At 61.9% G+C, this 12,493-nt stretch carries 10 protein-coding genes; 5 read left to right on the top strand and 5 right to left on the bottom strand.

Annotated features, from left to right (window positions below; all coding sequences use genetic code 11):
* The first annotated feature begins 464 nt into the window (after positions 1–464).
* The 5 genes from lon to cmoB all read left to right on the top strand — a co-directional run bounded on the left by lon (position 465) and on the right by cmoB (position 6,015).
* Positions 465–2,882, top strand: a complete 2,418-nt coding sequence (gene lon, locus AEQ67_RS24370) for an endopeptidase La (protein ID WP_059406351.1) — start codon at positions 465–467, stop codon at positions 2,880–2,882.
* A 217-nt stretch (positions 2,883–3,099) separates the two neighbouring features.
* Entirely contained in the window at positions 3,100–3,492 is a 393-nt protein-coding gene (locus AEQ67_RS24365) for a protease inhibitor I42 family protein (RefSeq protein ID WP_059406350.1), read from the top strand.
* A 2-nt stretch (positions 3,493–3,494) separates the two neighbouring features.
* On the top strand, positions 3,495–4,130 hold the full coding sequence (locus AEQ67_RS24360; protein ID WP_059406349.1) for a lysoplasmalogenase: 636 nt from the start codon (positions 3,495–3,497) through the stop codon (positions 4,128–4,130).
* A 152-nt stretch (positions 4,131–4,282) separates the two neighbouring features.
* Entirely contained in the window at positions 4,283–5,062 is a 780-nt protein-coding gene (gene cmoA, locus AEQ67_RS24355; RefSeq protein WP_177333681.1) for a carboxy-S-adenosyl-L-methionine synthase CmoA, read from the top strand.
* Complete coding sequence (cmoB, locus tag AEQ67_RS24350) at positions 5,059–6,015, top strand: tRNA 5-methoxyuridine(34)/uridine 5-oxyacetic acid(34) synthase CmoB (protein ID WP_059406348.1); 957 nt, start codon at positions 5,059–5,061, stop codon at positions 6,013–6,015. The genes cmoA and cmoB overlap by 4 nt, the downstream gene beginning before the upstream one ends.
* A gap of 128 nt (positions 6,016–6,143) precedes the next feature.
* Here the strand turns inward: cmoB and tadA are convergent, their stop codons facing one another.
* From tadA to AEQ67_RS24325, 5 genes are all read right to left on the bottom strand, one after another.
* Positions 6,144–6,641 (bottom strand): tRNA adenosine(34) deaminase TadA, encoded by a 498-nt coding sequence (gene tadA, locus AEQ67_RS24345; protein WP_059406347.1) that lies wholly within the window; start codon positions 6,639–6,641, stop codon positions 6,144–6,146.
* A complete protein-coding gene (locus AEQ67_RS24340; RefSeq protein ID WP_059406352.1) occupies positions 6,641–8,017 on the bottom strand; it encodes a multicopper oxidase family protein in 1,377 nt (458 codons plus the stop codon). The genes tadA and AEQ67_RS24340 overlap by 1 nt, the downstream gene beginning before the upstream one ends.
* 226 nt (positions 8,018–8,243) lie before the next feature.
* Positions 8,244–8,528 carry a PTS transporter subunit EIIB gene (locus AEQ67_RS24335; RefSeq protein WP_059406346.1) on the bottom strand — a complete coding sequence of 95 codons (285 nt, stop codon included), beginning with the start codon at positions 8,526–8,528 and terminating at the stop codon, positions 8,244–8,246.
* A gap of 2 nt (positions 8,529–8,530) precedes the next feature.
* Entirely contained in the window at positions 8,531–11,059 is a 2,529-nt protein-coding gene (ptsP, locus tag AEQ67_RS24330; RefSeq protein WP_059406345.1) for a phosphoenolpyruvate--protein phosphotransferase, read from the bottom strand.
* A 146-nt stretch (positions 11,060–11,205) separates the two neighbouring features.
* A complete protein-coding gene (locus AEQ67_RS24325) occupies positions 11,206–12,429 on the bottom strand; it encodes a maltoporin (RefSeq protein ID WP_059406344.1) in 1,224 nt (407 codons plus the stop codon).
* Positions 12,430–12,493 lie beyond the last annotated feature (64 nt).

Here is a 12,493-nt window from a genome sequence, read left to right as displayed (position 1 = left end):
AGGTGCATGTTCCTTCCTTAGATCAACACTGACTTCCAGACACCGAAGTATGGAAGAGGAAGGAACGGACAACCTATATCGTAAGGCCGAGCGCAGGTTCTGCGCAGTGGGCAACCCGGCATGGATGCCGGGTTAGCCGCCCCCGGCCATGGATGGCCGATGGCGGCGGGCCCACGGAGCAGGACCGGAGCGAGGGCATGCCGAGCCACAGCGAGGCACCGAACGAAAGGGGCAAGAGCCCTTGGTTACTTGGGGCTTTTCCAAGTGACCCGCCGTAAGGGCGGAACCAATAGCAGCCTTCACCGCAAAAACGGATATGTACACAATCACCCAAGAAAATGGTCGGCCCGAAGGCCGCCAAGAGCTGTCCAAACCCTGAACACACACCCGGAAATATCGCCTACCATTGAAACCACCCCCCACCTGCCCCATCTAAGACCCATACCCCATTGCGCAGGTGCCCCATGAGCGACCAGCAAGAATTCCCTGAAGACCCGAGCGAATACGCCGACCCAGAGAACGCCGAACACCACTCCACCGGCAAAGGCCTCGCCCTGCCAGGCCAGAACCTGCCGGACAAGGTCTACATCATCCCGATCCACAACCGCCCGTTCTTCCCGGCCCAAGTGCTGCCGGTCATCGTCAACGAAGAACCCTGGGCCGAAACCCTCGACCTGGTGAGCAAATCCGACCACCACTCCCTGGCCCTGTTCTACATGGACACGCCCCAGGAAGACCCGCGCCACTTCGACACCTCGGCACTGCCGCTCTACGGCACGCTGGTCAAGGTCCATCACGCCAGCCGCGAAAACGGCAAACTGCAATTCGTCGCCCAAGGCCTGACCCGCGTGCGCATTCGCACCTGGCTCAAGCACCATCGCCCACCGTACCTGGTGGAAGTCGAATACCCGCACCAGCCCACCGAGCCGACCGACGAGGTCAAGGCCTACGGCATGGCGCTGATCAACGCGATCAAGGAACTGCTGCCGCTCAACCCGCTGTACAGCGAAGAGCTGAAAAACTACCTCAACCGCTTCAGCCCCAACGACCCATCGCCACTGACCGACTTCGCCGCCGCCCTGACCTCCGCCACCGGCAACGAGCTGCAAGAAGTGCTCGACTGCGTGCCCATGCTCAAGCGCATGGAAAAAGTCCTGCCGATGCTGCGCAAGGAAGTCGAAGTCGCGCGCCTGCAAAAAGAGATTTCCGCCGAAGTTAACCGCAAAATCGGCGAGCATCAGCGCGAGTTCTTCCTTAAGGAACAGCTCAAAGTCATCCAGCAAGAGCTGGGCCTGACCAAGGACGACCGCAGCGCCGACATCGAACAATTCGAACAACGTCTGGAAGGCAAAGTGTTGCCCGCCCAGGCGCAAAAACGCATCGAAGAGGAAATGAACAAGCTGTCGATCCTCGAGACCGGTTCGCCGGAGTACGCGGTCACCCGCAACTACCTCGACTGGGCGACCTCGGTGCCGTGGGGCGTGTATGGCGAGGACAAACTCGACCTCAAACACGCGCGCAAGGTGCTGGACAAACACCACGCCGGCCTCGACGACATCAAGGACCGCATCCTCGAATTCCTCGCGGTCGGTGCCTACAAAGGCGAGATCAGCGGCTCCATCGTGCTGCTTGTGGGCCCGCCGGGCGTGGGTAAAACCAGCGTCGGCAAATCCATCGCCGAATCGCTGGGCCGGCCGTTCTACCGCTTCAGCCTCGGCGGCATGCGCGACGAAGCCGAGATCAAGGGCCACCGCCGCACGTACATCGGCGCGCAGCCGGGCAAACTGGTGCAGGCGTTGAAAGACGTCGAAGTGATGAACCCGGTGATCATGCTCGACGAGATCGACAAGATGGGCCAGAGCTACCAGGGCGACCCGGCCTCGGCGCTGCTGGAAACCCTCGACCCGGAGCAGAACGTCGAATTCCTCGACCACTATCTGGACCTGCGTCTGGACCTGTCGAAAGTGCTGTTCATCTGCACCGCCAACACCCTGGACTCGATCCCCGGCCCGTTGCTGGACCGGATGGAAGTGATCCGCCTGTCGGGTTACATCACTGAAGAAAAAATCGCCATCGCCAAACGTCACCTGTGGCCCAAGCAACTTGAAAAGGCCGGTGTGTCGAAAGGCAGCCTGAGCATCAGCGACAGCGCCCTCAAAGCGTTGATCGACGGTTACGCTCGTGAAGCCGGCGTGCGCCAGCTGGAAAAACAACTGGGCAAACTGGTTCGCAAGGCTGTCGTGAAGCTGATCGACGAGCCAAAAGCCGTGATCAAACTCGGCCCGAAAGACCTCGAAGCCTCCCTCGGGCATCCGGTGTTCCGCAACGAGCAAGTGCTGTCCGGCACCGGCGTGATTACCGGCCTGGCGTGGACCAGCATGGGCGGCGCGACCCTGCCGATCGAAGCGACGCGCATCCACACGTTGAACCGTGGCTTCAAACTCACCGGGCAACTGGGTGATGTGATGAAGGAATCGGCGGAAATCGCCTACAGCTACGTCAGCTCCAATCTGAAGTCGTTTGGCGGTGATCCGAAGTTCTTCGACGAAGCCTTCGTGCACTTGCACGTCCCGGAAGGCGCGACGCCGAAAGACGGCCCGAGCGCCGGCGTGACCATGGCCAGTGCCCTGCTGTCCCTGGCGCGTAACCAGCCGCCGAAAAAAGGCGTGGCGATGACCGGTGAATTGACCCTGACCGGGCATGTCCTGCCGATTGGCGGGGTGCGTGAGAAAGTGATCGCGGCGCGGCGGCAGAAGATTTTCGAATTGATCCTGCCGGAGCCTAACCGTGGGAGCTTTGAGGAGTTGCCGGAATACCTGAAAGAGGGGATTACCGTGCATTTCGCCAAGCGTTTTGCGGATGTGGCGAAGATTCTTTTCTGAAAGTGAAGTAGCGTCCATTCGATCGCCATCGCGGGCAAGCCCGCTCCCACAGGGAATTGAGTCGAACACAAAATTTGTGTACACGCTCAATCACTGTGGGAGCGGGCTTGCCCGCGATGACGTCGGCACTCACAACGCCGACCCCGGCGGCTGTCACAATTTGTCTCATCTTCAGTTATGCTCGCCGTTCGTCGTGAATGCCGGAGCCGCTGATCTTATGTCCCCCACCCGCCTGTTCGTCCCCTTCAGCCTCGCCCTGCTGGCCGCCTGCGCCACGCAACCGAAACAGAACGTGACCGTGGAAAAACAAAGCGAATGCCCGGCGAAACTGCACAACGGGCAAAACCTGATCCTGACCCTGCCCAGCAACCCGACCACGGGTTACCGCTGGGCGATCCAGGATTCGGCCGGCGGCGTCTTGCGCGCACTCAGCCCCGAGGTCTACAGCAACCCTGAAGATGCCGGCGTGGTCGGTGCGGCCGGGATCTCGACCTGGCGCTTCCAGGCCTTCGCTACCGGAACCGGGCGTTTGCGCCTGACGTCCCAACAGCCCTGGGCGCCGGAAGTGTTGCCGGTGGAAACCTTCGACTGCGCGATCTCGGTCAACTGATCGTGGGCTGGCTGATTCTGGCGCTGATGGGCGCGGTGACCTTCCTTTACGGCCTCAGCGTGCACGCCACGCTGCTGTGCCTGATGGTGAAGCCGCTGCCGGTTCTGGCGCTGCTCGGCTGGCTGCACGACGCACCGCCCAACGAATATCGACGCTGGATCAGCCTTGGATTGATGTTCTCCCTGCTGGGGGACGTGCTGCTGGCGTTTCCGCAAGATTTGTTCGTGTTCGGTCTCGGGGCGTTTCTCGTCGCTCATCTGGCGTATCTGAAGGCCTATTTGAGCGATTGTCGGCGATTGGCAGTGTTGCCGCTGATTATCGCGCTCGGCGTCGGTGCCGTGCTGCTGGGGATCCTGATTTCCCACGGGCTGGGGCCGTTGCTGATTCCGGTGATCGTCTACGGTCTGGCGATCAGCGCGATGCTCTGGAGGGCGTTGGCCCGGCTTGGCACCGACGTGCCCAAGCGCTCGGCGCTGCTGGCGGCGGCCGGTGCGGTGGCGTTTGTGTTTTCCGACAGCGTGATTGGCATCAGCCGCTTTGTCGTGCCGTTCGAGGCTGCGCCGTATGTGATCATCCTCAGTTACTGGCTGGGGCAATGGGGCATCACGGCGTCAGCGTTCGGTCCGAAACCGCGCTGAACCCATCGCGGGCAAGCCCGCTCCCACACGAACTGCGCTGAACCTGTGGGAGCGGGCTTGCCCGCGATAGCGATATCTCTGACGGCGAAGATTCAGGGCCTGCCCGGCGGTTTATCAGACAACCCGCGCATCCACGCGCCAAGTTGGCTAAAATGCCGGCCTTTTCAACCGAAGCCGCTGGAACTGCCGTGAGCAAAGAACCCGATCGCCTTTTCGCCCAGCCTCTGGCCCAGGTGCCTGACTTCGCCTTCAATGAGGACGTGGTGCGGGTGTTCCCGGACATGATCAAGCGCTCGGTGCCCGGTTATCCGACCATCGTCGAAAACCTCGGCGTGCTCGCCGCGCAGTTCGCCCAGCCCAACAGCGTGCTCTACGACCTCGGTTCGTCGCTGGGCGCCGTGACCCAGGCCTTGCGCCGGCACGTGCGCACCGACGGTTGCCGCGTCATCGCTGTGGATAACTCGGCGGCGATGGTCGAACGCTGCCGCGAGTACCTCAACGGTCAGGATTCGATGTTCCAGGAGTTGCTGCCGGTCGAAGTGATCGAAGGCGACATCCTCGCCCTCGAGTTCCAGCCGGCCTCGGTGGTAGCGCTGAACTTCACCCTGCAATTCATCGCCCCGGAGCAGCGCACGGCGTTGTTGTCGCGCATCCGCCAGTCGTTGCTGCCCGGCGGCGCGTTGATCCTCTCGGAAAAACTGCGCTTCAACGACCCTGAAGAACACGCGCTGCTCACCGACTTGCACGTGGCCTTCAAACGCGCCAACGGCTACAGCGAGCTGGAAATCGCCCAGAAGCGCAGCGCCATCGAAAACGTCATGAAGCCCGACAGCCTCGAAGAACACCGCGAGCGCCTGTTGGCGGCCGGGTTCTCGAAAGTCGTGCCGTGGTTCCAGTGTCTTAACTTTGCCTCGTTGATTGCCTTGCCATGATTGATCTGTCTCCCCTCGCCCGTCGTTTGGCCGGTACTCCGCTGGCCGACTGGGCCAACACCCTGCAAGCGCAACTCGACAAGAAAATGGAAAAAGGTCACGGCGACCTGGAGCGCTGGCAGAGTGCGCTGGACGCGTTGCCGAAGATTCAGCCGACTGAAGTCGATCTGCTCAATGGCCTGACGCTGGACACCGACTGCGACGCTGAAACCCGGGTGCAGATGCGTGCCGCGCTGATGGGCTTGTCGCCGTGGCGCAAGGGGCCGTTCGACCTGTTCGGCGTGCATGTCGACACCGAATGGCGTTCGGACTGGAAGTGGTCGCGGGTCGCGCCGCATCTGGACTTGAAGGGCAAACGCATCCTCGATGTCGGCTGCGGCAACGGTTATTACATGTGGCGCATGCTCGGCGCCGGTGCCGACAGTGTGATCGGCGTCGACCCGAACTGGCTGTTTTTCTGCCAGTTCCAGGCGGTGCAGCGCTACCTGTCCGAGCCCAATGCCTGGCACCTGCCGTTTCCTTTCGAAGACTTGCCGCCGAACATGGAAGGCTTCGACACGGTGTTTTCCATGGGCGTTTTCTATCACCGCCGCTCGCCGATCGAGCATTTGCTGGCGCTGAAGGACTGCCTGGTCAAGGGTGGGGAACTGGTGCTGGAGACGCTGGTGATCGAAGGCGATCAGCAGCAGGTATTGGTGCCGGAAGACCGCTATGCGCAGATGCGTAACGTGTGGTTCCTGCCGTCGGTGCCGGCTCTGGAATTGTGGCTGCGTCGCGCCGGGTTCACCGATGTTCGCTGTGTGGACGTCAGCGTGACCACCGTCGAAGAACAGCGCGGGACGGAGTGGATGAAATATCAATCGCTGAGCGATTTCCTTGATCCCGAAGATCACAGCAAGACGATTGAAGGCCTGCCGGCGCCGATGCGCGCAGTGATCGTGGCCCGCAAGTAAACCCCGATCTCCCAGACACCGATAAACCTGTGGGAGCGGGCTTGCCCGCGATGGCGTCAACGACCAAACAGTGATGTCGACTGACCCACCGCTATCGCGGGCAAGCCCGCTCCCACAGGGGGTGGTGTTTATTCTGTGGGTTTGGCGCGTCGGGCCTTGAAGAATTCACTGAGCACCGCGCCACACTCTTCCGCCAACACCCCGCCTTCAAACAACACCCGGTGATTCAAAAAGCCCTGGGTAAAAAACTGCCCCTGACTCTGCACAATCCCGGCTTTCGGCTCCAGCGCGCCATACACCACCCGCGCAACCCGCGAATGCACGATCAACCCGGCGCACATGCTGCACGGCTCAAGCGTCACGTACAGCGTGCTGCCGGGCAGCCGATAATTGCTGACGGCTTGCGAAGCAGCGCGGATCGCGACCATCTCGGCATGGGCGCTCGGGTCATTGCCGCTGATCGGGCAATTGAAGCCCCGACCGATGATTTCCCCGTCCTGCACCAGCACCGCGCCCACCGGCACTTCGCCAAGCGCCGCACCTTGGGCGGCCAGGGCCAGCGCTTCGCGCATAAAGTCACGATCGCGGCTGCGGTCGATGATTGCCGTCGGGCGGATCTGCCGCATCACGCCACCTCGATAGCGGCCATCAGGCCGGTTTCCATGTGGTCGATCACATGGCAATGGAACATCCAGATTCCTGGGTTATCCGCCACCAGCGCCACTTGTGCGCGCTCGTTCTTGCCCAGCAGGTAGGTGTCGGTGAAGTACGGAATGACCTTGTGCCGGTTCGAGGCGATGACCTTGAAGCTCATGCCGTGCAAGTGGATCGGGTGCTGGTACTGAGTCATGTTCTTCAATTCGAAAATGTAGCTCTTGCCCTTCTCAAGCTTGGCAATTGGCCGGTCGGCGCAGGTCTTGTCGGTGATGTCCCAGGCCTTGCCGTTGATCTGCCACAGGCTCGGCGGCTTGCCGTTGTCGACGTTGACCGATACCGAGCCCACCCATTCAAAATTGAAGTTGAGTTTCTCGGCATTGGCCAGGTCCGGCTCGGCCACCGGGTTGGCGGGCAGCGCGGGCGGCCACTGGGTCGGTGCGTCGCTGTTCGCCACGGAGCGGAACGTGCCCACGCGCACCGGGCCGTTGCGCAAGGATAGCTCTTCACCGGCCGGCGGCGCCTTGATCGCCAGGCAGATGCGCATGCCGGGGCCCAGCCAGTATTCCTTGCCCAGCGGGCGCGGCTCGATGGGGTTGCCGTCCAGCGCGTAGATCTGCGCTTCGACGCCGGGGATGTTCAGGCGATAGGTCAGGGTGTTGTCGAGGTTGAGCAGGCGCACACGGGTGATCTGCCCGGCGGGCAAGTCGATCACCGCTTGCGCGACACCATTGATGGTCGACAGTCGTCCCGCCGTGCCGCCACGGGCCGCTTCACGCGGAATGCTGAACGCGACGAACGCGCCCTCTTCATCGACGTGCCAGCTCTTGAGGCTCAAGGTTTTTTCGTACTTGAAACCGGTCGGCTCGCGCTCTTCGATGATCAACGGGCCGACCAGGCCACGGCCGAGTTCTTCGCTGCTGTTCACATGCGGGTGATACCAGTAGCTGCCGGCATCGGGCACGCGGAATTTGTAGTCGAAGTATTCGCCCGGCAGCACCGGAAGCTGCGAGACGTAGGGCACGCCGTCCATTTCCAGCGGCAGGCGAATGCCGTGCCAGTGAATGGTGGTGGCAACCGGCAGGTGGTTGATGAAGCGCACTCGCAGCCATTCACCCTGACGCACGCGCAATTCGGTGCCGGGGGCCGATGGACCGAAGGCCCAGGCTTCGGTCTTGTGCCCGGGCACCAGTTCGACGTCCAGCGGTGCGGCGATCAGCTCGTAGTCGTGACCGGCGTCCGCGTCGGCCCTCTTGCCCAGCCAGTAACGCGACGCGCCACCGGCCCCCACGCCAACCACCACAAGACCGGCCAGACCACCGAGTATTTGTCGACGGGTAAAGGACATGAACTCAACTACCTCACGTATCAGCACCAGGCACGTGGCCTGCAAAAGGCGAATACGATACACCTGCGGTTGAGAAACAGTAAGGGCGGCGCGGCGACTGGTCACAGTCGATCCATGGTTGCCGATGCCCTTGTAGGAGCGAGCTCGCTCGCGAAGGTCTGGAAAGCAACGCGTTCATTCAGGATGAACGCGTTATCGTTAACGTCTTTCGCGAGCGAGCTCGCTCCTACAGGCCTGTGATCAGGTGCACCACCCCATCGTCCAGCGTCATGACGCCCGCCCCCCCCGCCGCCGTCAACGCTTGCCGATCCATCCGCCCCACATCGCGCAACTCCACCCGCACTCGAGTCAGCGCTACAGGTTGCTGCGACTTGAGATTATCCACACCGCCCAACGCCGCCACGACATCTGGCGCCAGACCGGAAACCGCCTGAACCACCACCTTCGGCTCATCCACCACCAGATCTGGCGTCAACGCTTTCCAGAACGCCCGCTGCATTTTCTCGAACATGCTCAGTTCTCCAGAACCAGTGAAGTATCGACGGTCGCCTGGTGATACAGGCGCAAGGCCTCGCGCACTTGCTCGGCACTTTCCAGCCCCAGCACCTGCTGGGCGATGGCCTGGCAATCCAGCAGATCCACTTCGCGAACCGCCGCTTTGACGGCCGGAATCAACGGCACGCTCACCGACAGTTCATCGACCCCAAGTCCGAGCAACAGCGGCACCGCCAGCGTCTCGGAGGCCATGGCGCCACACACGCCGACCCATTTGCCATGGGCATGCGCCGCCTTCACGGTGCCGGCGATCAGTCGCAGCACCGAGGGGTGAAAGCTGTCGGCCTGACTGGCCAGGCGCGGATGATCGCGGTCCATGGCCAGGGTGTATTGCGTCAGGTCGTTGGTGCCGATGGAGAAGAAATCCACCTCTGGCGCAAACAGATCGGCCATCAACGCCGCTGCCGGCACTTCGATCATGATTCCCAGTTTCGGCAGTTCATTCAGGCCCAGTGCCAGCGCTTCCTCTTCCAGCATCTGCCGCGCCAGTCGCAGCTCCGACAGCTGCGTAACCATCGGCAGCATGATGTGCAGACGGGCCAGGCCGGCGCTGCTGAGGATCGCCTTGAACTGATCACGCAACAGCTGCGGGCGTTCCAGGCCCAAGCGAATCCCGCGCATGCCGAGGAACGGGGTGGCTTCGCTGGCCATCGGCACGTAGGCCAACGGTTTATCGCCCCCGACATCCAGCGTGCGTACCACCAGACTGCGAGCCGGCCCCAGTGCGCGGGCGATGGCGCTGTAGGTGGAGGCTTGTTCGTCATGACTCGGCGCGTGGTGGCGATCCAGATAAAGAAACTCCGAGCGCAACAGGCCGACGCCCTCACCGCCCAGGGTCATGGCCTGCTCGGCTTCGCTCAGCGAAGCGACGTTGGCCGTCACCTCGACGTGATGACCGTCGCGGGTACAGGCGGCAAGCGCGGCATGCGCGAGTTCGTGTTGGTGGCGCTTCTGTCGCAACTGGCGATTGGCTTGCAGCTGCTCAATGGCCGCCAGGTCCGGCTCCAGATTCAGCTCGCCCTTATCGGCGTCGAGCAAAACCCGCGTGCCGTCCGCCAGCGCCAACACCTGAGCCGGCAAACCACAGATCGCCGGCAAGCCTGCGGCCCGAGCGAGAATCGCGACGTGGCTGGTGGCGCCGCCAGCGACCGTGGCGAACCCCAGCACCTTGCGGGTATCGAGGCCGGCGGTCTGCGACGGTGTCAGTTGTTCGGCAATCAGGATGGCGCCGTCTGGTAAGGCCATCACCCGATCCTCCACCCCGAGGATCAGCTTGAGCACCCGCTGGCCGACGTCGGCGAGGTCTGCCGCGCGCTCCGCCAGCAACGGGCTGCCCAGGCTCTTGAACAGTGCAGACGTCGCTTCGGTCGCCGCCCGCCAGGCAAACCCGGCGCTTTTACCTTCACTGATCAGCGCCTCGGCCTGATCCAGCAAGCTCGGGTCTTCGAGCAGTTCTTGATGCGCCTTGAAGATGTCTGCCTGAGCATCACTGGTGGCGTTGTCGCGCAAGTGCTGCAAGGCCAGCAGCGCCTCGGCCAACGCGCGAGACAGATGCTCGCGCTCAATCTGTGGACCAGTCCCGAGTTCACTCACTTCGAGCTTCGTCTCGGTAATCTGTACCACCTGACCAAACGCCGACCCCGCCGAGGCACACACCCCACGCAGCACCGTCAGCGTCGAGGCCTCGACCGACACCACATCAGCCACCACCGTCACGGTTTCGCCACAGCCATCCACCAGCAACTGCGCCAGCGTCGTGATCGCAGCATCGGCATCCAGCCCCGCCGCGCTGACTTGCACGACGTCACCCTGCGCCGTCTGCAGCGCCATGATCGCCACCAGGGATTTGGCGTTGGCGCTGTCCTGCTGTTTATGCAGATAAATACTCGCCGAAAAACCTTTCGCCGCTGGCGCGAACGCCGCCGCTGGACGCGCGTGCAAGCCATTCGGATTGGTCAGCGTCACCGGTTTGGAGAACAGCGCCTCGCCTTCCTCCAGCACCGGCTCATCGGTTGTCTGCCCGGCAGGATTCAGGCTCAGCAGCGGCTGGCCGCTTTCCACTCCACCCGTTTCAGGCATCAACCAGGTAAACGGCTCACCACTGACCACCAGCATCAAGGTCAACAGGCTGCGCGCATGCAAGGCGAGGTAATCGGCATCGAACTCGATCAGCGCCTGACCTGCCTCTACCCGCTGACCTTCCTCGACCAACCGGGTAAATCCCTTACCGGCCAGGTTCACCGTGTCCAATCCAATGTGCATCAACACCTGCACGCCGTTGTCGTCGGTAATGCTGACGGCATGCCCGCTGGCCTGCACATTGCTGATCACCCCGGCCAGCGGCGCGCACAGGGTTTGCGAGGTCGGGTCGATGCACAGACCGTCACCGATCACGCGGCTGGAAAACACCGGATCCGGCACCAGGTCCAGTGGCATCAGTACGCCGGACAAAGGCGCGAGCAGTTGCAATTGTTGGGGTGTGGCCATGACGTCACCTGCTGTTTTGTTCTTTATAAAAGACTCGCGGTCCCTGTAGGAGCTGCCGAAGGCTGCGATCTTTTGATCTTGCGCTTGAGACTCAAGTGTCCCAAAGAGAAAAGATCGCAGCCTTCGGCAGCTCCTGCGGGGTTTGGTTATTTCCACCAATACTCGACTTGCAATCCGACGTTCGAACCGTGGCGCGCCGAGCCGAAGGCGCCGGTGTCGGACAACGCCGAACCCGCTGCCAGTTCATTGGCCGCCCGTTTGGCCGCCTCGTTCCAGCTGGCATAGGTGTAATACAGGCGCACCTCGGGACGCTGCCAGAATTCCGGTCCCTTGGGCGACCAGGTCGGTGCAACCGTGAACTTGCTCAGCTTGCGCGTACCGCCCGTGGCCTCCGCCTGATCGTGCCCCAGTTCGGTCACCAGCTTGAACTGCTCGCTGATCGCATAAGTCGGACGAACGCCCAGCGACAGCCAGTTCTGATCGCCACCGTCCGAACGAATGTCTTTCTGGTAAACCGCCTCGATTTGCCCGCCAAAACGCGGCGTCACTTGCCAGTCGAAGAACTCCACCACACGGTAGCTTTTGTTGCTGTCGTCCAGCTTCACGTTACCGGTATAGCCCAACCCGGTGCCGGGGCCTTCGCCGTACTGGAAGGCCAGTTTGTTCTTGCCGCCCAGAAAACCCTTTTGCACATGCTGAGTGGTGATCGCCCAACCGCGATGCGCGTCGCGGCTGTCCGGTTTATCGATGTAGCTCAGGCCCAATTCCAGTGCGCCACCGGGGTTGGTGTTGAAGCCGGCAACGTTGAAGTCGTGGCGGTTGATGTAGTCCTTCTGGTACAGGTTGTCCTTGCGCGAGAAGGCGTAGCTGTATTTCAGATCGCCGATCAGCACATCCTCGATACCGCCGCCGGTGGCGCTCTGGTTCCAATAGTAGAAGTCGGAAATGTGGATATCGTTCCGCTTGTAATAACGCCGACCGGCCCACAGCGAACCGCCGTTGAGACTGGGCATGTTCGACCATTGCGCATACAGCTGCGGCATCCGCACCGAGCCGTTGTCGCCGTTGAATGTCAGGTCTTTGTCGTACTGGTTATACAGCGACGCCATGCCGTCGATACTGAGCACTGAGCCGTCGTCCAAGGTGTACAGATCCTGGCGCAATTCAAGTTCGGCGTACTGCTCGCATTCGTTGCCCAAGCGGTATTTGGTTTGCGCGCCCGGCAATTGAAAACACTGCTGTTTACCGCTGTTGGTCGAAGTCCCGACACCGCTGCGCACGTAACCGCCAAACTCCAGCGCCTGGGCCGACAACGGCAACACCAGGCAGATACTCGCGGCGGCAAGGCTGCGATTTATTGTTGTTTTCAAGAGCCACCCATTATTTTTATTGTGCGATTCGGCAAAAACGGCGCGCAAAACTCCCCCGCGCAGC

The organism is Pseudomonas sp. RIT-PI-q, from assembly GCF_001297125.1.
GTDB lineage: Bacteria > Pseudomonadota > Gammaproteobacteria > Pseudomonadales > Pseudomonadaceae > Aquipseudomonas.
This window is presented reverse-complemented; position numbering and strand designations above follow the sequence as displayed.

Excerpts from the sequence above, each read along its gene's own strand:
- lon (WP_059406351.1), top strand. The coding sequence starts at position 465 with ATGAGCGACCAGCAAGAATTCCCTGAAGACCCGAGCGAATACGCCGAC.
- AEQ67_RS24365 (WP_059406350.1), top strand. The coding sequence starts at position 3,100 with ATGTCCCCCACCCGCCTGTTCGTCCCCTTCAGCCTCGCCCTGCTGGCC.
- cmoA (WP_177333681.1), top strand. The coding sequence starts at position 4,283 with ATGCCGGCCTTTTCAACCGAAGCCGCTGGAACTGCCGTGAGCAAAGAA.
- cmoB (WP_059406348.1), top strand. The coding sequence starts at position 5,059 with ATGATTGATCTGTCTCCCCTCGCCCGTCGTTTGGCCGGTACTCCGCTG.
- tadA (WP_059406347.1), bottom strand. The coding sequence starts at position 6,641 with ATGCGGCAGATCCGCCCGACGGCAATCATCGACCGCAGCCGCGATCGT.
- AEQ67_RS24340 (WP_059406352.1), bottom strand. The coding sequence starts at position 8,017 with ATGTCCTTTACCCGTCGACAAATACTCGGTGGTCTGGCCGGTCTTGTG.
- AEQ67_RS24335 (WP_059406346.1), bottom strand. The coding sequence starts at position 8,528 with ATGTTCGAGAAAATGCAGCGGGCGTTCTGGAAAGCGTTGACGCCAGAT.
- ptsP (WP_059406345.1), bottom strand. The coding sequence starts at position 11,059 with ATGGCCACACCCCAACAATTGCAACTGCTCGCGCCTTTGTCCGGCGTA.